The 22,785-nt window shown below is 71.1% G+C and carries 22 protein-coding genes and 3 tRNA genes; 12 read left to right on the top strand and 13 right to left on the bottom strand.

The annotated features are described in order from the left end of the window. Window positions 1-10: 10 nt before the first annotated feature. The 10 genes from BR85_RS11325 to hpt all read right to left on the bottom strand — a co-directional run bounded on the left by BR85_RS11325 (window position 11) and on the right by hpt (window position 8,343). Window positions 11-718, bottom strand: coding sequence for a DUF2520 domain-containing protein (locus BR85_RS11325; protein WP_028496637.1), 708 nt, complete (start codon window positions 716-718; stop codon window positions 11-13). After that, window positions 715-2,361 carry a PH domain-containing protein gene (locus tag BR85_RS11330; RefSeq protein ID WP_331280853.1) on the bottom strand — a complete coding sequence of 549 codons (1,647 nt, stop codon included), beginning with the start codon at window positions 2,359-2,361 and terminating at the stop codon, window positions 715-717. The genes BR85_RS11325 and BR85_RS11330 overlap by 4 nt, the downstream gene beginning before the upstream one ends. After that, window positions 2,358-2,984: a PH domain-containing protein gene (locus BR85_RS11335; protein WP_028496639.1), complete on the bottom strand. Its 627-nt coding sequence runs from the start codon at window positions 2,982-2,984 to the stop codon at window positions 2,358-2,360. Before BR85_RS11335 ends, BR85_RS11330 begins: the two co-directional genes overlap by 4 nt. Beyond that, window positions 2,929-3,423: a DUF3180 domain-containing protein gene (locus BR85_RS11340; RefSeq protein ID WP_028496640.1), complete on the bottom strand. Its 495-nt coding sequence runs from the start codon at window positions 3,421-3,423 to the stop codon at window positions 2,929-2,931. The genes BR85_RS11335 and BR85_RS11340 overlap by 56 nt, the downstream gene beginning before the upstream one ends. Continuing rightward, window positions 3,420-3,959 (bottom strand): 2-amino-4-hydroxy-6-hydroxymethyldihydropteridine diphosphokinase, encoded by a 540-nt coding sequence (folK, locus tag BR85_RS11345; RefSeq protein WP_028496641.1) that lies wholly within the window; start codon window positions 3,957-3,959, stop codon window positions 3,420-3,422. The genes BR85_RS11340 and folK overlap by 4 nt, the downstream gene beginning before the upstream one ends. Then, the gene (gene folB / locus BR85_RS11350) at window positions 3,956-4,324 is read right to left on the bottom strand and encodes a dihydroneopterin aldolase (protein WP_028496642.1); all 369 of its coding nucleotides are present in this window, start codon (window positions 4,322-4,324) and stop codon (window positions 3,956-3,958) included. The genes folK and folB overlap by 4 nt, the downstream gene beginning before the upstream one ends. Beyond that, window positions 4,321-5,118, bottom strand: a complete 798-nt coding sequence (folP, locus tag BR85_RS11355) for a dihydropteroate synthase (RefSeq protein WP_028496643.1) — start codon at window positions 5,116-5,118, stop codon at window positions 4,321-4,323. Before folP ends, folB begins: the two co-directional genes overlap by 4 nt. Beyond that, a complete protein-coding gene (gene folE, locus BR85_RS11360) occupies window positions 5,115-5,705 on the bottom strand; it encodes a GTP cyclohydrolase I (RefSeq protein WP_028496644.1) in 591 nt (196 codons plus the stop codon). The genes folP and folE overlap by 4 nt, the downstream gene beginning before the upstream one ends. Before the next feature lie 9 nt (window positions 5,706-5,714). Then, complete coding sequence (gene ftsH / locus BR85_RS11365; protein WP_028496645.1) at window positions 5,715-7,724, bottom strand: ATP-dependent zinc metalloprotease FtsH; 2,010 nt, start codon at window positions 7,722-7,724, stop codon at window positions 5,715-5,717. A gap of 67 nt (window positions 7,725-7,791) precedes the next feature. Continuing rightward, window positions 7,792-8,343 carry a hypoxanthine phosphoribosyltransferase gene (hpt, locus tag BR85_RS11370; protein WP_028496646.1) on the bottom strand — a complete coding sequence of 184 codons (552 nt, stop codon included), beginning with the start codon at window positions 8,341-8,343 and terminating at the stop codon, window positions 7,792-7,794. A gap of 147 nt (window positions 8,344-8,490) precedes the next feature. Here hpt and BR85_RS11375 point away from each other — a divergent pair, with 147 nt between their 5' ends. Continuing rightward, a complete protein-coding gene (locus tag BR85_RS11375; RefSeq protein ID WP_028496647.1) occupies window positions 8,491-9,021 on the top strand; it encodes a DUF937 domain-containing protein in 531 nt (176 codons plus the stop codon). On the opposite strand, the gene tilS is transcribed toward BR85_RS11375, so the two are convergent. Then, window positions 9,018-10,019: a tRNA lysidine(34) synthetase TilS gene (gene tilS / locus BR85_RS11380; protein ID WP_028496648.1), complete on the bottom strand. Its 1,002-nt coding sequence runs from the start codon at window positions 10,017-10,019 to the stop codon at window positions 9,018-9,020. The two genes, BR85_RS11375 and tilS, sit on opposite strands and share 4 nt — an antisense overlap. A gap of 155 nt (window positions 10,020-10,174) precedes the next feature. Here tilS and BR85_RS11385 point away from each other — a divergent pair, with 155 nt between their 5' ends. Further along, window positions 10,175-10,708: an inorganic diphosphatase gene (locus BR85_RS11385; protein ID WP_028496649.1), complete on the top strand. Its 534-nt coding sequence runs from the start codon at window positions 10,175-10,177 to the stop codon at window positions 10,706-10,708. Between the two features lie 72 nt (window positions 10,709-10,780). On the opposite strand, the gene BR85_RS11390 is transcribed toward BR85_RS11385, so the two are convergent. After that, a complete protein-coding gene (locus BR85_RS11390; protein ID WP_028496650.1) occupies window positions 10,781-12,202 on the bottom strand; it encodes a M23 family metallopeptidase in 1,422 nt (473 codons plus the stop codon). 220 nt (window positions 12,203-12,422) lie between these two features. Here BR85_RS11390 and BR85_RS11395 point away from each other — a divergent pair. From BR85_RS11395 to BR85_RS11405, 3 genes are all read left to right on the top strand, one after another. Further along, window positions 12,423-12,495, top strand: a tRNA-Glu gene (locus BR85_RS11395). A gap of 26 nt (window positions 12,496-12,521) precedes the next feature. After that, window positions 12,522-12,595: transfer RNA gene (locus BR85_RS11400), tRNA-Asp, on the top strand. 71 nt (window positions 12,596-12,666) lie between these two features. Next, window positions 12,667-12,739, top strand: a tRNA-Phe gene (locus tag BR85_RS11405). A gap of 595 nt (window positions 12,740-13,334) precedes the next feature. Here BR85_RS11405 and BR85_RS11410 read toward each other — a convergent pair. Then, entirely contained in the window at window positions 13,335-16,064 is a 2,730-nt protein-coding gene (locus BR85_RS11410) for an ATP-binding protein (protein ID WP_028496651.1), read from the bottom strand. 157 nt (window positions 16,065-16,221) lie between these two features. On the opposite strand from BR85_RS11410, the gene BR85_RS14955 reads away from it, so the two are divergent. Genes BR85_RS14955 through BR85_RS15545 form a run of 7 tightly spaced genes read left to right on the top strand, consistent with a single transcriptional unit; the run spans window position 16,222 to window position 22,777 of the window. Next, window positions 16,222-17,892, top strand: a complete 1,671-nt coding sequence (locus tag BR85_RS14955; RefSeq protein ID WP_155947974.1) for an ATP-binding SpoIIE family protein phosphatase — start codon at window positions 16,222-16,224, stop codon at window positions 17,890-17,892. Further along, window positions 17,889-18,212 carry an STAS domain-containing protein gene (locus tag BR85_RS11420; protein ID WP_028496652.1) on the top strand — a complete coding sequence of 108 codons (324 nt, stop codon included), beginning with the start codon at window positions 17,889-17,891 and terminating at the stop codon, window positions 18,210-18,212. Before BR85_RS14955 ends, BR85_RS11420 begins: the two co-directional genes overlap by 4 nt. 9 nt (window positions 18,213-18,221) lie before the next feature. Then, window positions 18,222-18,584 (top strand): STAS domain-containing protein, encoded by a 363-nt coding sequence (locus tag BR85_RS11425; protein WP_081782764.1) that lies wholly within the window; start codon window positions 18,222-18,224, stop codon window positions 18,582-18,584. Window positions 18,585-18,586: 2 nt separating this feature from the next. Continuing rightward, the gene (locus tag BR85_RS11430; RefSeq protein WP_036272833.1) at window positions 18,587-19,306 is read left to right on the top strand and encodes a hypothetical protein; all 720 of its coding nucleotides are present in this window, start codon (window positions 18,587-18,589) and stop codon (window positions 19,304-19,306) included. Further along, on the top strand, window positions 19,306-20,430 hold the full coding sequence (locus BR85_RS11435; protein WP_028496655.1) for a hypothetical protein: 1,125 nt from the start codon (window positions 19,306-19,308) through the stop codon (window positions 20,428-20,430). The genes BR85_RS11430 and BR85_RS11435 overlap by 1 nt, the downstream gene beginning before the upstream one ends. After that, window positions 20,406-21,587: a hypothetical protein gene (locus BR85_RS11440; protein WP_028496656.1), complete on the top strand. Its 1,182-nt coding sequence runs from the start codon at window positions 20,406-20,408 to the stop codon at window positions 21,585-21,587. The genes BR85_RS11435 and BR85_RS11440 overlap by 25 nt, the downstream gene beginning before the upstream one ends. 14 nt (window positions 21,588-21,601) lie before the next feature. After that, the gene (locus BR85_RS15545; protein ID WP_166657809.1) at window positions 21,602-22,777 is read left to right on the top strand and encodes a hypothetical protein; all 1,176 of its coding nucleotides are present in this window, start codon (window positions 21,602-21,604) and stop codon (window positions 22,775-22,777) included. Window positions 22,778-22,785 lie beyond the last annotated feature (8 nt).

Genomic DNA, 22,785 nt, shown 5'->3' on the forward strand with positions numbered 1-22,785 from the left:
AATCGACCCTTCAGTCTATCGGCGGTACCTCGGGCTCTCCTGCGCCGCCCGCGTCGGTGAGCGCCCGGTCGATCGTGGAGTGCACGAGGGCGGAGAGGTACCGGCCGGGTTCGTCGACGCCCGCCTGCGCGAGGAGGGCCGCGGACTGCCGCACGATGGATGCCGAGAATTCCGTCGCGGTGGCGATGGCCTCGCCGTACGCGGGACGGTCGGACTCGGCGATGACGATCGGCTCGCAGCCGAGTTCGACCGCGAGCGCCTGCGCGATCGGCAGCACCGCGGCCGGCGCGGTCACGGCGGCGTACGCATCGTGCAGCTGACGCAGGTCGATGCTCGTACCGGTGAACGCCACGGCCGGGTGGACGGCGAGCGGGATGGCGCCGCGCGCGGCGGCGGGCGCGAGCACATCGATGCCGTACGCCGGGTCGGTGTGCAGGACGAGCTGGCCGACCTGCCACGCCCCGAGCTCAGCCAGTCCTGTCACGAGTCCGGGCAGTTCGTCGTGCGGCACGGCGAGGATGACGAGCTCGCTGCGGCGGACGACGTCATCCGCCGTGAGCGTCGGGACGCCGGGGAGCACGGCCTCAACCCGCTCCGGGTCGGACCCCGCGGTGATGCCGGTCAGCGCGTGCCCGGCACCCGCGAGCGCCGACGCGAGCACAGGCCCCACGCGGCCGGCGCCGATGACGCCGACGCCGAGGCGTCCCCCGCGGTTCACCGGGTCTCCCCCGCGTCGGCCCCGGGCGCCTCGGCATCCCACCGGTGCGAGCGGTCGTCCGCGGCGGCCGCCACCGCGGCGTCGGCGGTCGCCCGCCAGATGCCCATCGCATCGCCGACGTCGAGGATGCCGAGGTGCCCGTTGACCTGCCCCACGACGGTGTGCCCCGTGATGTTCGCGAGCGCCAGGCGCCGATCGACGGGGCCCTGGCTGACGCGGATGGACTGCAGGCGCGCGAGCGGGAGGATGACGAGCGCCCGCTGCAGGAAGCCGCGGCGGAGGAACAGCGCGCCCGGGGTCAGCAGGAACCCGTTGCGCCGCCAGGACAGCGGCCGCAGCCACCGGCCGCGCCGCGGGGTCGTCGTGTACGGGTCGTCGCCCGTCGGCCCCCACAGGCCGTGGTCGGCGACGTCCTCCCATCGCGCGTCGAGCGCGGGCAGCATGAGGCCGAGGACCCGCTCCACATCCGCGCGGGTCCCGACCGGCAGCACCTCGGCGAACTGCAGGCTCTGCGTGTCCGTCGCGGCGCGCCCGGAGAGCCGGTTGACCCGGATGGCCCACCAGCCGAAGCGGCGCCACAGGATCGGCTGCCGGATCTCGACGGCGTGGATGCGGCCGGGCGGCAGCGTCTCGGTGATGGTCGTGAAGAGCCCGAACGTGACGCGCACGCCCGCCGGCGTCGGGGCGATGGAGTAGCGCAGCGACCGCGTGATCTGCCGGAACCAGTACGCGCCGAAGCCGATGATCGTCGGGATGAGCGAGAACAGGATCCACGGGGTGCCGAAGACCGAGCCGAGGATGGCCGCGATCACCATCAGGACCAGCCAGATCGTCGAGCCGGAGAGCAGGTGCGCGACGATGAGCCGCGCCGGCGGGATGTGCACGACGGATGCCGGCTCGGTGACGGGCTCCTCGGCGCCGTCGATGAGCCCGGCGATCCCCGCCCCGACGGTCGCGACGGCGGCGCGGCCCAGCGGCATCCCCGCCGCCCCCGGCGCCACGGCGTCGCCGAGCTGCCGGCCCGACGCGAGGCGGAGGATGTCGCCGCGGATCGTCTCGGCGTTCCCGGTGGAGAGGTACTCGAGCTTGACGTTCGAGTCCAGGCCCGCCCCCACGACCTCGAGCTTCGCCATCCCGAACAGCCGCGCGACCATCGGCCGCGTGAGGTTCACACCCTGCACCCGGTCCAGGGGCGCCCGCCGGTGGGTGCGGAACAGCACGCCGCTGCGCACCTCGACGTCGTCGCCCGTGATGCGGAAGGTGTGGAAGCGCCACGACATCCAGAAGACCGCGAGCAGCACGACGAGCACCCCGAGGACCACGGCGAGCGCGACGAGGATCAGGTTGTTGGCGACGATGAAGTCGATGGGGTCGCCCTCGTAGTCATCGAACCGCTCCCCGTCCGGCCCCATCGCGGGCAGGAACAGCCCGATCAGCCGGTCGCGGAGGTTGGTGACGACGATGCCGGTGAGCACCAGGATGAAGAGCCCCCCGCGCATCACGGGGGTGAGCGGGTGCAGCCGGTGCCACTCGCCGTCGCTGAGCGGCGAGCGCACCCGCGCAGGCGGGGGCGCCGCGGCGCCCGCCCCGGCGTGCGCTGGTGGGGGCGCGGCCTGGGCCGCCGGGTCGGTGGGGAAGGTCACAGTCCGGTCCGGCGGGTCTCGGCGACGTCGATGAGGGTGTCGCGCAGACGCTCGGCGGCCGTCTGGCTGAGCCCCGGGATGGTCACGCCGGTGGATGCCGCGGCGGTCACGAGCTTGAGCTGGGCGATGCCGAAGCCGCGGTCCAGAGGGCCGTGCGTGATGTCGACGAGCTGCATCCGGCCGTACGGGACGGCGACCATCCGCTGCCACAGGATGCCGCGGCGGAAGACGAGGTCGTCGGCGCGCAGCTGGTAGCCGATCGACCGCGCCTGACGCGGGAGGACGGCGAGGGTGAGCCCGATGACCACCAGCGCGATGCCGGCGGGGATCCACACCCAGGCCTGGTCGAGGGCGAAGAACAGCACGAGCGCGACCGCGAGGATGAGCGCCAGGACGACGCCGTTGGAGATGAACTGCACGACGAGGTACTTGGGGGACACCTGGTGCCACGTCCCGTCGCCGAGCGGCAGCCGGTTCGCGCTGCGGGGCTCCACGATGCGCCGGAAGGTTCCGGCATCCATCACCTCGTCGGCACCCGTGTGGGCGGGCGCCGGGTCGGCACCCGCCTCAGTCGTGGTGGGAGAGTCCGAAGCCGGGCTCGTCGGGTCCGGGCTGTTCGTCATCGTCGTCCTTCCGAATGATGCAGAGGTGTTCGGCGACGAGGCCGGCCGCCACGAGGACGACACCGCCGACGACGGCGGCCACCACCGCACCCGTCGAGCCTAACGAGGGCGTGACCGGTCGGGTGAGCAGGAAGGCGAGGAGGCCGAGCGCCACCCCGGCGACGAACGCGCCGACGATGCTCGACGCCTTCGCGAGCATCGCGATGCGGACGGCGCGGAAGGGATCGACCGGCGCCGTGCCCGAGCCGGTGATCGCGCGACGGATGGGCAGCGCGAGGACCACGATGATGACGCCGAGCAGCACGAGGAGCACGGGCAGCATGAGCGACGGGGTGAACGTCGGCCGCCCGCCGGCGGTCAGCAGCTGGTCGGCGACGAACCCGACGACCGCGCCGACGAGGGCGGCGGTCAGGAGGAGGCTCGCTCCGGTCCGCTTCACCCGTCGCCTCCCGATCGCAGCGCGGCCAGCAGGTCCGCGACGCGTCCGACGCCGGGGAGCTCGGCGTCGGGGTCGATCCGCAGCCAGGGCTCCAGGACGAAGTGGCGCTCCGCGGCGCGCGGGTGCGGCAGGGTCAGCTCCGGTGCGTCGCTGCGCACATCGCCGTAGGCGACGAGGTCGAGGTCGAGCGTGCGATCGCCCCACCGTTCGCGGCGCTCCCGCCCGTGGTGCAGTTCGATGGCGTGCAGGTAGGCCAGCAGCACGGACGGCGCGAGCCGCGTCTCCAGCAGGGCGACGGTGTTGAGATAGGCGGGGGCCGAGGTGTCCGGCCCGTCGAGCGTGACGGCGACGGATTCGATGGGCTCCGCGGATGCCGCCACGTCGGTCAGCGGCAGCCGACCGAGGTTGGCGAGGGCCGCGACGATCGTCTTCGCGCGATCGCCCAGGTTCGCGCCGAGCGCGACCACGGCGCGGACGGGCGTCCCGGCGGCCGGCGGCGGCGGGTCGCCCGGGCCCTGTGCCAGGCGGCGGCTCATGATGCGCCCCGTTCCCGCTCGATCGTCACAGAGACGTCGCCGAACGGCACGGCGATCGGCGCACTCGGCTTGTGGATCGTGACGGCGACGGTCTCCACGAGCGGATGCCGCAGCGCGGCGTCGGCGATCCGCTCGGCGACCGTCTCGATGAGGTCGACCGGGTCGCCGGAGAGGATCGCGGCGACCTCTTCGGCGAACTCGCCGTAATGCACGGTGTCGGCGACGTCGTCGCTCGCCGCGGCGGCCCGCAGCGACATGCCCAGCACGACGTCGGCGATGAACTCCTGGCCGTCGCGGCGCTCCGCGTCGTACACCCCGTGGTGTCCCGTCGCGCGGATGCCGGTCAGCGTGATGCGGTCGGTCATCCGCGTCCCTCCCATTCGTCGCGCACCGCGAGGGCGATGCGCGTGGACGCCACGTCGTGCACGCGGACGCCCCACGCGCCGGCCTGCGCGGCCAGGACGCTCGTGACGGCGGTCGCGAGGTCCTTGGCCTCCTCGGTCGCATCGTCGCCGGTCGCGACCGCGAGCATGCGCTTCCGGCTCGTCCCGACCAGCACCCGGAACCCGAGCCCGATGAGGCGCGGCAGGTCGCGGGCGAGCACCCAGTTGTCGGCGGGCTGCTTGCCGAAGCCGAATCCGGGGTCGAGGATGATCCGCTCCGCCGGGATGCCGGCATCCGTCGCCGCCTGCACCCGCTGCTGCAGTTCGCCGATGACCTCCGCTGCGATGTCGGCGTAGCGTGCCGGCTCGTACATGGCGGCGGAGTGGCCGCGCCAGTGCTGCAGGATGATGTCGGCGTCGGTGCCGGCGACGGCCGCGAGCATGTCGGGGTCGGCGAGCCCGCCGGAGACGTCGTTGACGATGCGGGCCCCCGCGGCCACCGCCGCGACCGCCGTCGCCGCGTTCATCGTGTCGACGCTGAGTATCGCGCCGGCCGCGGCGAGCCGGGCGATGACGGGGAGGACCCGCTCCTGCTCGACGGACGCGTCCACGCGCGGGGCGCCGGGGCGGGTCGACTCGCCCCCGATGTCGAGGATGTCGGCGCCGTCGACGCGGAGCGCTTCGCCGTGCGCGACGGCGTCGTCCTCCCGGAGGTGCCGGCCGCCGTCGCTGAACGAGTCGGGGGTCACGTTGACGACCCCCATGACGAGCGTCATGCGGCGCCGCCGGCGAGGAGCGCGATGATCTCGGCGCGGGCGGCGGGCTCGGCCAACTCGCCACGAGCGGCGATCGTGACCGTGGAGGCGTCGGGCTGCCGGCCACCGCGCATCGTCACGCACTCGTGCACGGCGTCCAGGATGACGAGGACCCCACGGGTGTCGAGGGACGCGGCGACGACGTCGGCGATCTGCTCGCCGAGCCGTTCCTGCACCTGGGGCCGGGCGGAGAGCACGTCGACGACGCGGGGCAGCGCGCCGAGCCCGACCACCTGCTCGCCGGGCAGGTACGCGATGTGCGCGTGGCCGGCGAAGGGCAGGAGGTGGTGCTCGCAGACCGAGCGGAACCGCACATCGCGGAGCATCACGGCCCCGGACGGCAGGGTGTCGGGCGCGGGCCCGCGGGTCACCGAGATGGTGTGCGCGAGCGGCGCCGCGGCATCCTCGCCGACACCGGCGAAGAACTCCGCGTACGCGTCGGCGACCCGCTGCGGGGTGAGCTTCAGTCCGGGACGATCCGGGTCTTCCCCGATCGCCTCGAGCAGTTCGCGCACCAGAGCGGCGACGCGGTCACGGTCGACGGCCACAACCCGAGCCTAGGCGGTCGCGGGGCGCGCCTGTCCCGTCGCGCGGAGCGCGGGGGCCTTCTGCGTGGCGGTCTGCTCCGCCGCTTCGGTCGCAGCGGCGAGCCCGGCCTCGTCCTGGCGCTGCGGCACGTCGATCGGCGGCAGCGTGGAGACGGGACGCTCGGCGCTGGAGAGCCACTGCGGGCGCGGCGGAAGCTTCTTGATGTCCTTGAACATCTCCGCGAGCTCGAGGTGGTCGAGGGTCTCGTTCTCCAGCAGGGCGAGGGCGAGCTTGTCGAGGATGTCGCGGTTGGCGTTGATGACCTCGTAGGCCTCGTTGTGCGCCTGCTCGATGAGCTCGCGCACCTGACCGTCGACGCGCTCGGCGATGCGCTCGCTGAAGTCCCGGCCGTGGCCCATGTCGCGGCCCATGAAGACCTCGCCGGAGGCGGAGCCGAGCTTGACGGGGCCGACGTCGGTGGTCATGCCGTACTCGGTGACCATCTTGCGGGCGATGCCGGTGGCCTTCTCGATGTCGTTGGAGGCGCCGGTGGTCGGGTCGTGGAAGACGATCTCCTCGGCGACGCGGCCGCCCATCGCGTAGGTGAGCTGATCCTGGAGTTCGTTGCGGGTGATCGAGTACTTGTCGTCGATCGGCAGCACCATCGTGTAGCCGAGGGCCTTGCCGCGCGGGAGGATCGTGACCTTCGTGACCGGATCGGTGTGGTTCATCGCCGCCGCCGCGAGCGCGTGCCCACCCTCGTGGTAGGCGGTGATCAGCTTCTCCTTGTCGCGCATGACGCGCGTGCGGCGCTGCGGACCGGCGATGACCCGGTCGATCGCCTCGTCGAGGGCGCGCATGTCGATGAGCTGCGCGTTCGAGCGCGCCGTGAGCAGCGCGGCCTCGTTGAGGACGTTGGCGAGGTCGGCGCCGGTGAAGCCCGGGGTCTTCCGCGCGATGACGTTGAGGTCCACCGACGGGGAGAGCGGCTTGCCGCGGCCGTGCACCTCGAGGATGCGCTGCCGGCCCTTCAGGTCGGGCGCGTCCACGCCGATCTGACGGTCGAAGCGACCGGGGCGCAGCAGCGCCGGGTCGAGGATGTCGGGACGGTTCGTCGCGGCGATGACGATGACGTTGACCTTCGGGTCGAAGCCGTCCATCTCGACGAGCATCTGGTTGAGCGTCTGCTCGCGCTCGTCGTGCCCGCCGCCCATGCCGGCGCCGCGGTGACGGCCGACGGCGTCGATCTCGTCGATGAAGATGATGGCCGGGGAGTTCTCCTTGGCCTGGTTGAACAGATCGCGGACGCGGCTCGCGCCGACGCCGACGAACATCTCGACGAAGTCCGAACCGGAGATCGAGTAGAACGGCACGCCGGCCTCGCCGGCGACGGCGCGGGCGAGGAGGGTCTTGCCGGTTCCGGGAGGGCCGTACAGCAGCACGCCCTTCGGGATGCGGGCGCCCACGGCCTGGAAGCGTGCGGGGTCCTTCAGGAAGTCCTTGATCTCCTGCATCTCCTCGATGGCCTCATCGGCGCCGGCGACGTCGGCGAAGGTGACGGTCGGGGTCTCCTTGTTGACGAGCTTCGCGCGGGACTTCCCGAACTGCATGACCTTGTTGCCGCCGCCCTGCGCGGAGGACAGCAGGAACCAGAACAGCAGGCCCAGGAGGATCAGCGGGAGCAGGAGGGAGAGCAGGCCGTCGAACCAGGTGGCCCGCGGGACGACGTCGTTGAAGCCCTCCTTCGGGTCGGCGGCGTCGACGGCGGCGACGATCTCGTCGGCGCGGGGCTCGACGTAGTAGAACTGCACCTGCGTGGCGCCCTCGAACGGCTTGGACAGGGTCATGTCCACCCGCTGGTCGCCGTCGGTGGTGGTCACCTCGGTGACGGTGCCGCCCTCGAGCAGCTCGAGTCCCTGTTGCGTCGTGACCTGCTTGGCGCCGGTGAGGCTCGAGATCAGCGTCATGCCGATCAGGAGGAGGACGCCGATGAGCAACACGTAGACGAACGGGTTGCGCGAGAGCTTCTTGAAGTCCATGGTCCGAAAAGGCTACCGCGCAGCATCTATGCGGCGACTGTGCATTCGCCCACGGCGTACCGGGCGCTCAGCTGTAGACGTGCGGCGCGAGCACCGCGACATCCCGGAGGTTGCGGAACCGCTCCGCGTAGTCCAGGCCGTAGCCGACGACGAACTCGTTCGGGATGTCGAAGCCGACGTAGCGGCAGTCGATGACGACCTTCGCGGCATCCGGCTTGCGCAGCAGCGCGAGCACCTCGATCGACTCCGCGCCTCGGGACTGGAAGTTCTCCAGCAGCCAGCTGAGCGTCAGACCCGAGTCGATGATGTCCTCCACGATGAGGACGTGCTTGCCGTGCAGGTCGGTGTCGAGGTCCTTGCGGATCTGCACGACCCCGGAGGACTTCGTCCCCGCGCCGTAGGACGACACCGCCATCCAGTCCATCGTGATGTCGCGCTGCAGGTGACGCGCGAAGTCGGCCATCACCATGACGGCGCCCTTCAGCACGCCGACCAGGAGCAGATCCTTGCCCTCGTACTCGGCATCCACGCGCTGCGCGAGCTCGAGGAGCTTCTTCTGGATCTCCTCCTCGGTGACGAGAACGGTGGAGAGCTGGTCAGCGATGTCGGCCGCGCGCATGCTCCGAGTCTAGGCACTCGCGTCCGGGCGCCGAGACGCTAGCGAGGCGAGCACCTCCCCCGCAAGGGGAGGCGGATCGGATGGCGGCAGGCCTAGGCTGACCGCGACGGGCAACGCCGCCCGTTCACGACACGGGAGGAAGCCCTCATGGCCGGACTCGATGACATCCTCGGCATGCTGCCGATCGACCAGGTGGCCGCGAAGCTCGGGGTCGACCCCGCGACCGCGGCGCAGGCGGTGCAGGAAGGCGGCGGCGCGATCCTCGGCGGTCTGCAGCGCAACGCCGCCACCCCGGAGGGCGCCTCCGCGATCGACGCGGCGCTCGCGAAGCACTCCGGACTCGGCGACTCCGTCGACCTCGACCAGGTCGACACGGCCGACGGCGAGAAGATCCTCGGACATGTCTTCGGCGGCCAGAAGGACCAGGTCGCGCAGACGCTGACCTCCGAGCCGCAGACGGCCGGCATCGACTTCGGGAAGCTGCTGCCGATGCTCGCCCCGATCATCCTCGGGCTCCTTGCGAAGAAGAAGCAGACCGGCGGGGCCGCGCAGGAATCCTCCGGCGGCATCGGCGACCTCATCGGCGGCCTGCTCGGCGGCGGGTCCGGCGGCGGCCAGAAGGCCGGCGGGATCGACATCGGCGGCCTGCTCGGCGGCCTGTTCGGCGGGAAGCGCTAGACGATCGCGTTCCCGGATGCCGTGAACACGATGCGCGCTCCGCTGCGGGTCGCGCGGCATCCGGGCAGATCGATCGGGCCCTGACCCGACCAGTGGGTCGCGAGCCGGGCGACCTCGAGGGTCTGGGAGCGCGTCAGGCTCGCGCCGAACTCGCTCGCCACGACGTGCCGGATGATGCGGTGCCGGAGCGCGGGCGGGTTCGCGGCGAGCGCGGGAACCGAGACGGCGATGCCCGCCTCGGCGGGCTCCACGATGTCCTCGATGGTCTCCTCGATCATCTCGGCGAACGCGTCGGCATCCTCGCGCAGCTGCTCCGCCGTGCGGGCGAGGGCTTCCGCGACGCCCGGACCCAGCTCGGTCTCCAGGAGCGGCAGGACATCGTGGCGCGCCCGGACGCGGAGGAAGCGCCGGTCGAGGTTGTGCGGGTCCTCCCACGGCTCGAGGCCCTCCGCCGCGCACGCCGCGCGCGTCGTCGCGCGCCGGACGGCCAGCAGGGGACGGAGCCAGACGACGCCGTCGTCGTCCCGCGCCGCGGCCATGCCGGCGAGACTGGCGGCGCCGGAGCCGCGTGCGAGGCCCAGCAGCACCGTCTCGGCCTGGTCGTCGAGCGTGTGACCGAGCAGGATGGCGGCGGCCCCGGCGTCGTCGGCAGCGCTGCGCAGGGCCGCGCGGCGCGCGTCCCGGGCCGCGGCCTCGGGGCCACCGTCCCCGCCGACCTCGACACGCACGATGCGGGCGGGGAGCCCCAGGGCTTCCGCGGCCTGCGCGGCGCGGTCGGCGACGCCGGCCGACCCGGCCTGCAGCCCGTGGTCGACGACGACAGCCGAGGCGGTGCGCCCGGCCTTCGGCGCCTCGAACGCGACGGCGGCGGCGAGCGCGAGGGAGTCGGGCCCGCCGGACAGCCCGACGATCACGGACCCGTCGATCTCCGCGAGGGCGGCGCGCACCGCGCGGCGGATCTCGGCGACGGCGGGATCGAGGCTCGGACGGTGCTCCACGAGGCCACGGTACCGCCGGGGGGTGTCGTAACTCCGCCTCTGCGGTCGTAGCGCCGCCCACGGCGGCCGCAAGGGTCGATCCGGGGGGAGTTACGGCCCGGACGGCCGCCGACTAGGCTGGTGCGCGGCATTCCGCACTTCCGAAGGAGAACCACATGGGCGCCTACGACGCCGTCATCGAGATCCCGCGCGGCAGCCGCGTGAAGTACGAGGTCGACCACGGCACGGGCCGCGTCTTCCTCGACCGCGTGCTGTTCACGCCGATGGGCTACCCCGCCAACTACGGCTTCTTCGAGGACACCCTCGGCGAGGACGGCGACCCGCTGGACGTCCTGCTGCTCCTGGACCGCGACCTGTACCCGGGCGTCATGGCCAAGGTCCGCCCCGTCGGCGTCCTGAAGATGCTCGACGAGGCCGGCGGCGACGACAAGGTCGTCGCGGTGCTCGCGAAGGACCCCCGCTGGGCGCACATCCAGGATGTCGGCGACCTCGACGAGTGGACGAAGGGCGAGATCAACCACTTCTTCGAGCACTACAAGGATCTCGAGCCCGGCAAGTGGGTCAAGGTCGACCAGTGGGGCGACGCCGCCGAGGCGGAGCGTCTCGTGTCCGAGGCGTTCGACCGCTTCCAGGAGCACGACGCGCAGACCGCGACGCAGGGCGAGGGCCACGCGCCGAAGACCCTCTGAGACCCCTCAGCACACGAGAAGAGCGGATGCCACGGCATCCGCTCTTCTGCGTTCGGGGGTCGCCGCCCGGCGTCAGACGGAGATGCCGCGGGCGCGGAGGAAGGACGCGGGGTCGATCCGTTCGCCGCCGCTGTATACCTCGAAGTGCAGGTGGCATCCGGTGGAGGCGCCGGTGTTGCCGACGTACGCGATGACCTGACCGGCCGAGACGCGCTGGCCGTACGAGACGTTGAACCCGCCGGGCTTGATGTGCGCGTACCCGGTGACGATCCCGCCGCCGTGGTCTACCTTGACGAAGTTGCCCCAGCTGCCGCTCAGCCCGGCGAAGACGACGGTTCCCGACGCCGCGGCGTAGATGGGCGCGCTGCAGCCGGGCGCGAAGTCGATGCCGCGGTGTCCGCTGGACGTGCAGTGCCCGTTGGCACAGATCGTGCCGCGGGCGCCGAACCACGAACTGATCCACCCGGCCGCGGGACGGACCCACCCGGAGCTCTGGACCTCGCCGGCGGGACTGCCCCCGCCGCCGCCGCCACCACCGCCGCCCCCGCCGCCGCTGTTGCCGGCATTGGCGGCCGCGGCCGCCGCGGCTTCGCGCCGACGGCGCTCCTCCTCCTCGGCGGCCTTGCGTGCCGCCTCCTCGCGGGCGCGGCGCTCGCGTTCCTCGCGGGCCTTGCGCTCCGCTTCGACACCCGCCTGGTAATCGGCGATCGTCTTGGCGGTGGTGTCCTTCAGTGCGGCGAGCTGCGCCTGCAGGGTGTCGAGGTGCTCGGTCTGCGCGTCCAGTGCGGCTTGGGCGGCGATCGCGGCGTTCTGCGCGGCGACCATCTTCTGCTCGGCGTCGCGCTGCAGCCGGTCGCGTTCGTCACGGGCGACGGAGGCCTGATCACTGAGGCTCTGCGCGTTGTCGCGCGCTGCCATGGCGGCCGCGTAGACGTTCTTGTTCGCGGCGAGGAGCTGGTCCATCGTTCCGAGACGTGCGAGCAGGTCGTCGGCGCTCGCGGCGGAGTCGGAGAAGAACAGCTGGAGCGAGGTGTCGTCGCCGCCGGTGCGGTACTGCTGGGCCGCCAGGCGACCGAGCTTGCCGGCGGCCTCGGCTGCGCGGCGCTCCTCCGCATCCGCCTGCTCCTGCAGCGAGCGGGCGCGGTCCGCGGCTTCTTCGAACGCCTGCTGCGCCAGGTCGTACTCGTAGCCGAGCCGCTCGGCGATGGCCTGCTTGTCCGCGACGTCCCGCTGCAGCTGGGAGATCAGTCCCTCGATGCGGCTGACCTCGGACGCCTTGCTGGTCTCATTGGCCTTGGCGCGCTGAACGTCGTCCCATGACGGGTAGGACGCGGCCCACGCGGGGGATGCCAGAAGAAGGCCGGCGCCGGCGATCCCGGCGACACCCAGTCCGATGGCGCCGCGGCGCGACAGGGGACTGCGGAAGGCACGCCATTCCTTGGGCGTGGGAGCGCAACCGCATTCCTCAGCAGATTCCGAGGCTTCAGACCGCACGGAACCACCTCTCGTCATCGGGCAACAGCTTTCACATTAGCAACAGCTGTCACACGAGCCCAGTGTTTCCCAGAGCCATCTTCTCGCCGAAGGAGGTGCAGCGCACCCACATCCTCACCCGGACAGCCCCTCGAGAGCGGCTGCCGCGCCCGCGATTTCCGATTCGGCGAGGGATTGCGTATGCTTGAGCGTCGGTAAGCGTGAGCCTCCGGGTTCGCTCGGCCCCATCGTTTAGCGGCCTAGGACGCCGCCCTTTCACGGCGGTAGCACGGGTTCGAATCCCGTTGGGGTCACCCTTTCCACACAACTGAATAAGCATGGCCCTGTAGCGCAGTTGGTTAGCGTGCCGCCCTGTCACGGCGGAGGTCGCGGGTTCAAGTCCCGTCAGGGTCGCTTCGAGCGACGGGCCCTTTTCATCGAGAAGGGCCTTTCGTCTCGGGAGTGACATTCTTCGGATGCCGCTCGGCTCTGTAGCTCAGTTGGTAGAGCGCACGACTGAAAATCGTGAGGTCACGGGATCGACGCCCGTCGGAGCCACTGAAACCCTCGTGAGGCTTCTACTCATGGGGGTTTCTTCCTGCCCGATCAGAGGCGATTTTGTGCCGCAGCGGGAAGCGGCGCTTTCTGGTTGCTCAGCTGTTCAAGCATCCATAAGGGCGTTGACCGAGGCATTCGTGCCGGCAAAGTGCCTGTCGCTTCCCGGCACGAGTGGTCTCACTTCCCCGGCACTTCTCGATGTCGCCGCTCGAGGCGTCGACGAACGAGGGCGAATGAGCGCCAACTGCCGCTAACGGTGACGCCGTCTCGGGCGGCCCATTCGCCAAGACCGCACGATTTCGGTCGCACGCTCACTGAGGCAGACGGTGGGCAGAAGCGGCTCACTCTTGTTCTCCGTCAGGGGGTGACGGTGAGGTGTGAACTCACATCCAGTGTCACTTCGGGGCTTTGCCGGGTTTCCTCGCCCGGAATTCCGCGCAAGTGACCTTTCGTCGATGTGCGCCAGTTCACCACAAGTGTTCGTGCTGGTCGGGTAACGACCGAACGCTATGGGAAGCGTGGCGCAGGCACTTCTCCCGCCGGGCATTCGAGCTGTTGATTTTGCTCAAGGATCCGTCTGTGGGCGCTTCGGTGCTCACCACTCGGTGAGCGTCCACACCTCCGGGCGCGCGGTCGAGCCCTGCACGTCCGCGAAGGCGGCCGCCGAGAGCTTGAGCTCGGCGATTGCCTCGTCCTCACGCCCGGCGGCGTGCAGCAGGTCGGCGACGTGGGAGTGCAAGGCGGCCAGGCGGTGACGATCGCCCTGGCGCTGGGCGAGCGCGAGGGCTTCGCGGGCGGTGTCCAGCGCGAGAGGAGCGGAGCCGGCCGCCGACAGCGCCCGCGAGAGATTGTTGAGTGCGGCGATCAGAAGATCGATGTTCTCGTCCGCACGCGCTCGGACGACCGCATCCCGCAGGTGCTCCTCGGCGAGCGCGACCTGACCGTCGGCGAGGGCGATCATGCCGAGCACGTTGTCGGCCTGCGTCCGTGCCGCGTCGTCGTGTGACGCCGCCGCGGCCTCCCGGGCGGCGCTCGCGGTCTGTCGCGCTTGCGCGACCTGACCTCTTCGGTGGAGGACGAGCGCGAGATCCGCGAGCGCGCGGGCGCGGCGCCCGCGCAGGCCATCGGCGGCCAGATCGCTCGCCGATTCGAGGTGCGCCTGCGCCAGCTCCCAATCGCCGAGACGGTCGTGCACCCCGGCGATCGCGTGCTCGATTTCGGATCGACGTTCCGGCTCGCCCTCCGCGAGCGCCGACGCCTGGTCGAGCGCCACGAGCGCCTCTTCATAGCGGCCGAGCCGCACGAGGGCGGCGCCGATCGCCGCGTGCACCTCGACGTTGCGCCGACCCAGGGCCAGCGCGGCTCGCAGTTGGAGGATCGACTCCTCGTGCGCGGAGACGCTCGCCGACTCCGCCGCCGCCGTCAGAAACCAAGATGCCGCCTCTTCCTCGCGCCCCGAGGCCGCCAGGTGCTGCGCCACCGATCCGGCGGGGGTCGCGCGCGGATCGGCCGCATGCCGGCGCACGAAGACGTCAGCGACCCGCGCGTGCAGGAGTCGGCGCCGGGCGAGCGACAGTCCGTGCAGCGCAGCACCGCGGACGAGGTCGTGCGGTGCGTCGTACCCGGGCGTGTCGGTGTGCTCGACGAGCAGGCCGCGCGCGACCGCCTCCTCGATCGCCTCGACCGTCTCGGCCTCATCGCGACCGCTCACCGACCGCAGCAGTTCGGGAGTGGCGACGGTGCCGATGACGACGGATGCCGCCACCACCTGCCGGGCGGTCTCCGACGCGCCGGCGAATCGGGCAGCCACGATTTCGCGCACCTGGCCGGCTTCGGCATCCGACGGCGCCGCGACCACCTCTCTGACCAGCAGCGGGATGCCCCGGGTGCGTCGCAGGATCTCACCCGCATCGAGATCTTGGCCGGCAAGTTCGGCGATCTGGCGCTCGTTGAACGGCTTCAGAAAGAGCGTCTCACCCTGCTCCGTGACCGCCTGCTGCAGGGGCCCGTCCGAGAGTCCGGGCGCCCAGGCCACCACGAGCAGAAGTCCCGCCGGAAGCCGCCGGGCGAGATAGCCCAGCAACGCCGCGGACGGCCGGTCCAGCAGCTCCGCGTCATCGACGACGAGCAGCATCGGAGACTCCGCCGCCAGCTGTTCGAGTGCCGTCCGGACCGCTTCGTGCACTCGTTGCAGGTCGCCCGGAGTGCGGATCGTGCGCGGCGCGGCGCCGTCTATCTGGGTCGCCAGCGCTGCGAGCGGCGCCGCGGACGGCCCCAGTGTCGCCACCAGATCCGGCCGGAGGGTCAGCAGCGAGCGCACCAGATCGTTGGCGGCCGCGTAGGCGAGCATCGTCTCCGACGACCGTCCGGCGATCCGGATCGTCCGGCCATCCGCGTGGCCCGCGATCGCTGCCGCGAGTACCGTCTTGCCGAGCCCGGGGTCGCCCACGATGCCGACGAGGCGGCCGGATGCCGGCACCTCGCGCCAGGCACCAGTCAGGCGCGCCAGCTGCTCGTCGCGCCCGACCAGCCTCGTGGGTACGGGCGCGACCGGCTCTTCCGAGCTGACGGGGGACTGCCGCTCCGCAGCTGCGGCTGCCGTCGTCGGGCGCGCGAGCCGATCGGCGCGGATGTCTTCGTGCAGCGCGAGCGTCTCGGGCAGCGGCGGCACCCCCAGTTCGCGATCCAGCAGCCGCACGAGGCTGCGGTAGGCCTGCAGTGCGCCGGGCCTGTCGCCCGACCACGCCGACACACGGATCAGGTCGGCGTGCGCGGGTTCCGAGAGCGGCTCAACTTGCACGCGCCGTCGGGCGTGCTCGAGTGCCTCCGGCCACGACCCGCGGTCGACGGCGGCGGCGACGAGCCGCGCCAGGGTGCGTGAGAGCTCATCCCGCAGCTCATCGGCGACCCCCAGCATCCAATCCTCGAACGGCGGGCTGTCCCGCAGCGAGAATCCCTCCAGAAATCGGTCGGCCGCGAATGCGGCTGCGTGCCGCCAGTCTTCAACGCGGGGCGAGGAGGCGAGCCTGCGGAACTCGACGACATCGCAGTCCACGGCGCCGGCATCCATCCCCACCCGATCGGCGTGCACGACCAACGCCGGGCCGACCGCGGCCGCGACCGAGATCGTGCGCCGAAGGGTGGCGCGGGCGCGTGACCGTTCGAGATCGGGCCACAGCATTCCGGCGAGCGCCTCGCGGCCGAACTCCCGCCCCGTCACCACCAGGAGGGCGAGAAGTGCGACCGCCTTGCGCGTGTCGAAGCGCACGTCGGCATCGTCCCGCCGCACCCGCGGTGGTCCGAACAACTCGATCCGCACCGACACGATCGCCTCCTTCGTGGATACCGTAACGCCAGATCCCGAGCACGTAGCGTTCCGAATTCTCAAGAAGGCGCGAAACCGTAACGCTTACGGAACGCCCGCCGGAGCATCATCGTTGCAGTACCGGTCGCTGCGCGGGCGTCCGGTCGAGGAGGATCCGATGACCGACACGCTGGAGACGAAGGCGCAGACGCCCGCCGACCTGCCGAGTCCCGCCGAGCGGGATGCGCAAAGCGGAGCTGAGCGCCGGCACGGGCGCGCCGCGCGGCGCGCAGCCGCGAAGTCAGCGCGCCGCACCGACCAGAGCCCGGCCCCCTCGCGCGCGCGCCGTATCGACATCGAGATCGAGCCCGGCGACCCGCTGCTGGTGTACCTCCAGTCCGCGTCGGGCCCGGTCGAGATCGGCGCCCTGCCCGACTACTCCCCCGCTGTGGCGAAGATGATCGCGCAGGAGGTGCAGCTGGTCGTGCCCCTGGTCACCAGCGGCGAGCTGGTCGGCATCCTGGCCCTCGGGCAGCGCCTGTCCGAGAGGACGTACTCGCGCAACGACCGCCGGCTGCTGGACAGTTTGGCGCGCTACGCCGCACCCGCGCTGCGCCTGGGGCAGCTGATGAGGGTTCAGGAACGCCAGGCCCGTGAGCGCGAGCGCATCGAGCAGGAGCTTCACGTCGCCCAGCTCATCCAGCAGCAGTTCCTCCCGGCCGAGCTGCCCGAGCTGGGCGGGTGGAACGTCGCCGCCTTCTACCGCCCCGCGCGCACCGTCGGCGGCGATTTCTACGACCTCATCGAGCTGCCCGACGGCAGGATCATGGTCGTCGCGGGCGACGTCACCGACAAGGGAGTTCCTGCCGCGCTCGTCATGGCGAGCACGCACGCGCTGCTGCGGTCGACGGCGGCAATGGTGACCTCGCCCGGAGAGGTGCTGCGCCGGGTGAACGAATTGCTGATTCCCCAGATCCCTACCCACATGTTCGTGACGTGCCTCGTTCTCGTGCTCGACCTCGAGACCGGTCGCACGCACTTCGCGAACGCCGGTCACAATCTCCCCTACGTGCGTCGGGGCGACGAGGTCGTGCAGCTGCACGCGCGCGGAATGCCGCTGGGACTGATGTCGGGCAGCGTCTACGAAGAGCACGAGACCGTGATCGGCCCGGGCGAGATTGTGCTGCTCTACAGCGACGGCATCACCGAGCAGCATCGCGCAGACGGTGAGATGTTCGGCTTCGGAAGGACGGCAGCGCTGGTTTCGGGCGCCGAGACCGGCCAACAGCTGGTGGATGACGCCGTCCAGTCCCTCAACACCTTCTCCTTCGGAGTCGAGCAGGAGGACGACATCACCCTCGTGACACTCCAGCGCGGGCGACGCGGCGGAGCCGCTGAGACGGTGTCGTTCTCAGTCGCCAGCGAGGCGGGCAACGAACGCGGCGCGATGGACCGGGTTGCATCGATCGCGTCGACGGCGCTGGCCGGCGCACGCCTCGACGCCCTGAAGACCGCCGTGAGTGAGACGGTGATGAACGCCATCGAGCACGGCAACCGGGGGGACGCCGCGCTCAATGTGCTCATCGCGGTGAGGCGGACGTCCGAGTACGTCACGGTGGAGGTCGCCGACTACGGTCGCGGGCTTCGGCAGGACGCCGAGACGCCCGACCTCGACCTGAAGCTCGCTGGACTGCAGAGGCCTCGTGGCTGGGGCCTGTTCCTGGTGCGCGAGCTCGTCGACAGGGTCGAGGAGTTCAGGGACGGCGACCGTCACGTCGTCCGACTGGTGATGCGTGTGGATGGGACGGATGCGGCGGGCACCGCCCCCGCGGAGCGGAGGGAATCATGAGCCTGAGTCACGACATCCGGCGGCACGGCGAGCGCGTCGACCTGGTGCTGACGGGTCGTATCGATCGGGACGCGACGGCGACGCTTGACGCGGCCTTCGCCGCGGCATCCGCTCTGTCCCCCGCGTCGATCCAGCTCGACTTCACCGACGTCGACTACATCAACTCGACGGGCATCGCCCTGATCGTGAGCGTCCTGGCGCGTGCGCGCGCGCAGCGGATCGGCATGCGCGCCGCGGGCCTGACCGAGCACTACCGGCACATCTTCGAGATCACGCGTCTGAGCGACTTCATCGAGATCGTCCAGCCGGCCGAACGATAGGAGATCGACATGGCACCTGCAGCGCATATGGAAGTCACGTATCCCGCACCGGGAACGGCGGCGATCGCCATCTCCGGCGATGTCACCGCGGCGTGCGAAGACGATCTCATGGCGGCGCACGAGCGCGCCTCCGACGGTGGCGCGAAGCTCGTCGTCCTCGACTTCTCGCAGATGGAGTACATGAACAGCGGCGGCATAGGCATGCTCGTCACGCTGCTCGTCCGCGGACAGCGGCGACAGCAGCGGATCGCGGCTGTCGGACTGACCGAGCATTACCGGCAGATCTTCGAGCTCACCCGGCTCGACGAGGCGATCGTCCTGCATGACGACACCGCCTCCGCGATCCGGGCGCTCTCGACGCAAGGAGCATGAGCATGACCGAGAACAGCGAAGCGGTGCCGAGGGACGCGGCGTTCTGGGCCGCGAAGATCGATCGCCTGCAGGTGAGCGACCCGACCGAACCACACGGCTACAACATCCAGGGCAAGCGCGTCGCAGGTCCGATGAACGGCTTCGGCCGACTCTGGCAGCGCACCTACACAGCCGACCTCGGCACGGCGATCACTCCCGCAGCACTCGTCGCCGACTGGCGCGCACACTTCGGCCGGTACTGGCCGCGGATGGGGCGCTTTCATGGTTCGGTGTCGGCAATCCAGCCCGGCGATGTCACAGCGCTGACCGCGGGCGGAGTAACGACAGGCATCATGGTCCTCTACGCCGACGACACGTCGTTCACGTTCCTCACTCCCGAGGGACACATGTTCGCCGCGATGATCACCTTCTCGGCCGAATCGGATGCCGGTGGCCGCACGACCGCGCAGATCCGCATGCTTCTGCGCTGCTCGGACCCGCTCTTCGAGACGATGTGGCCGCTCGCGCGTCGGGGCGAAGACGTTTTCTGGCCCGGAGTGCTGCGCAACCTCGCCGCCGCGCACGGCGTGGACGAGGTCGAGGTCCGCGAGGAGACGGTGTGCGTCGACCGCCGGCGGCTCTGGGCCAACTGGACGAACGTGCGCCACAATGCCGGCATCCGGACGTTCGCCCACGCCCTGTCGGCGCCGTTCCGTCCGCGGCGCACGGGGGCCACCGTCTGATGACCGTGCGCGAGGCGGTGCGGCGAGGGGGCATCCTGCTCCTGTTCGCGGTCTACCTCGCGCTCTGCACCCTCACGATCGTCGCCACGGGAGAGAGCTGGACGCTGGTCGCCTGGTGCGGCTTCGCGATCGTCGGCACGCTGCTGCTGCTGCGCAGGTCGGGCAACGCGATCGGGCGCATCCTGCTCGGGATCGCCCTGCTCTGGAGTCTCACCGGTGCGCTCGTGATTCCGGGAGTCGCTGCAGCGCTCCCCGTGGGCGTCGAACTCGCGCTCGGCGCGATCGGATACGCGGTCTGGATGCTCCTTCCGCTGCTGGTCGTGGTGTTCCCGAGCGGGCGCGTCACCTCCGGGCTCGGACGCATCGTCGCGGTGGCCGCCGTCTCGGTCGGCGTGGTGGTCATCCTGATGGCCCTGCTCGCGCCCGGACCGCTCGCCCTGTCGGGTCGCGCCAATCCTCTCGGCGTCCCCGGTCTCGCGTCGGTGTCGGGGATCGTCCTCGGCGACGAGGCTTTCCTCTCTGTGCCGCTGGTGGCGGCTGGCGCGCTCGTGGACCTCGTGATGCGCTGGGTGCGCGCGGACGGCGCGACGCGCCTGCAGTTCCGGTGGCTCGCCTACGGCATGGCGGTCACGATCATCCTGCTCGGCAGCTCCGGCTTCCTGGACGGCGCTCCCCCGGTCGTCGCGTACGCGATGACTTTCGGGATCAACGCGATACCGATCGCGATCTGGATCGCGGTGACCCGGCACGGCCTGTACGAGATCGGCAGGGTCGTCTCGCGCACCGTCTCATATGCGATCGTGACGGCGCTCGTGGTCGGGGTGTACGCCCTGGTGGTCACCTCCACGACATGGCTCCTCCCCGGTATCCCCACGATCGGCGTCGCGGTGGCGACCTTGGCGGCCGCTGCGCTCTTCCTTCCGGTCCTGCGGTTCGTGCAGCGCCGCATCGACCGCCGCTTCGACCGCGAGCACTTCGACGCGCAGAAGACCGTCGACGCGTTCGGCGAGCGCCTCCGCACCGGCATCGACCCTGCCCGGACGGCTCCCGATCTCGTCGACGCGATCGAGCGCACCCTCGCGCCGCGCACGGTCGGGCTGTGGACACCCGGCGGGGCGCGATGAGCCGGCGGACCCGCCGGATCACGATCGCATGGCCGGCGACGATCGGCGGCGCGGTGGTCGTTCTCGCCGTCGGGCTCGGGGCCGCAGCCTTCCTCTCCGGTCCACCCGCCACGCAGGCCGTCGGAGTCGCCACCACCGCGGCGCTCGCAGCGCCATCCGTGCTGCTCGGGGTGCTGCTGCTGATCCGACGCCCGCGACTGTGGACCGGGGCGCAGCTGTCGGCGGTGGGCAGCGTGCCTTTCATCACGGCCGCGTGGTCGCTGCCTCCCGTGCTCGCGGACACCGTGTGGCGGGCGATCCCCAGCGCGATCTCGTGGCCCCTCTGGTTCATCGCGCCGATGCTGCTCACCTTCACCTTCCCCGACGGCCACGCTCTGACGCCGAGATGGCGCCCCGTCCTGTGGGCGGTGCCCCTCGTGAGCGCGGCATCGGTCGCGAGCGTCCTGTTGTCAGCCTCGGAGTGGACGTACTCGGGGCTGCGGCCCCCGCCCCTTCCGCCCGAGGCCGTCAGCTCTGCCTTGTCGACGGCGCTGCTGATCTGCCTGCTCGCTCTGATCGCCGTGGCCGTCGTGAGTGTCGTCCTGCGCTATCGCCGTGGCGATGCGGTGACCCGGTTGCAGGTGCGGTGGCTGGCCACCGGCTTCATGCTGGTGCCGATCGGCATGTCGGCGGCCCTGAGCAGCGTGGCCGTGACAGGGGATGCCGCCCTCGTCGGTTCGATCTTCATCGCCGCGATCGGGCTCGCCCTGCCGCTCGCCGTCTGGATCGCGGTCACGCGGCACGGCCTCTACGAGATCGGGCGCGTCGTCTCGCGCACCGTTTCCTACACGATCGTCACTGCGCTCGTGATCGGCGTGTACGCCGTGGTGGTCACGTCCACGACCTGGCTTCTTCCCGAACTCTCCACCCTCGGAGTGGCGCTGGCCACGCTCGCGGCGGCGGCGCTCTTCTTCCCCGTCCTGCGGTTCGTCCAGCGTCGCATCGATCGGCGATTCGACCGGGAGCACTTCGACGCGCAGAAGACCGTCGACGCCTTCGGCGAGCACCTGCGCACCGGCACCGACCCGTCGACGGCCGCCGCTGACCTCGCCGATGCGGTCGAACGCACTCTTCAGCCGAGCTCGCTCGGACTCTGGACGGCGGGAGCGCAGCGATGAAAGAAGAAGTGGACGTGACCTCAGACAGCAAGACCGGCCCTACGTGGCCGGCATTCGTCGTGGCCGCGCTCGTCTTCGCGATGCTCATCGTCACGGTCGTCGCCTACGCCGCCGACGGTCGTGCCGTCGCCGATGCCGCGCCGTTCCTCATCCTGTTGACGATCTTCATCGTGGTCGGCTGGCTGCTGTCCTGGAAGCGCCCACGCAATCCGATCGGCTGGCTGCTCATGCTGATCCCGGGACTGTTCACGATCGGCACCCCCGCGACGCTTCTCGGAGAGGCTCTGCTCGACCAGGCGCCCGGCGTCTCCGCGTGGCTGTTCTGGTACGGCTACGACCGCGAGGACACGTGGAGCTGGCTGCCGCCGATCGGACTGCTCCTCACCCAGATCCCGCTCCGGTTCCCCGACGGCACCCTGCCGACGCCGCGCTGGCGCTGGTTCTCGTGGTACACGATCGCCACGCTCGTCCTCGCGAGCGCCGTTCTGTCGACGCTGTCCGTCGAGGTCTACCCCGGCATCCCGAACCCTGCCCATCTGCCCGCACTGGTCGAGAATCCCCTCACGATCCCGATGTCCTTCGGCGCGCTGGCGATCGCGTTCGTCGGTTCGCTCGCCTCGCTCGTGGTGCGGTACCGCCGTGCCGACGCCGTCGAACGCGCGCAACTGCGGTGGATGCTGTGGGCGGTCGGACTGGCCGTCGCGATCCTGATCACGAGCTGGGTCATCCCCGACCCCTGGCCGGGGATCACCGGCATCGTGCTGGTGTCCTACGGTCTGATCCCCGTGGCGATCGCGATCGCCGTGCTGCGCTACCGCCTGTACGAGATCGACCGGATCATCTCGCGCACGGCGGCCTACGCGCTGGTGACCGCCGTCGCCGTAGCGATCTACGCGATCATCGTCACTTCGGTCGCGTGGCTGCTGCCGGATGCGACCACCCTCGGCGTCGCGCTCGCGACCCTGGTCGCGGCGGCGGTGTTCCTTCCCGTGCTGCGCGTGTCGCGTCGCCTGCTCGACCGCAGGTTCAACCGTGCGCAGTACGACGCAGAGCGTGTGGTCGATGCCTTCGGCGAGCGACTCCGGACGGTTGCAGATCCGCACACCGCGGCATCCGACCTCACGGAGGCCGTCGAACGCACGCTCGAGCCATCCGTCGTCGGCATCTGGACCCCGCGTCCGACGGTATAGCAGGGCAA

Origin of the sequence: Microbacterium sp. UNCCL10 (assembly GCF_000746195.1) — a bacterium.
Classification (GTDB): domain Bacteria; phylum Actinomycetota; class Actinomycetes; order Actinomycetales; family Microbacteriaceae; genus Microbacterium; species Microbacterium saccharophilum.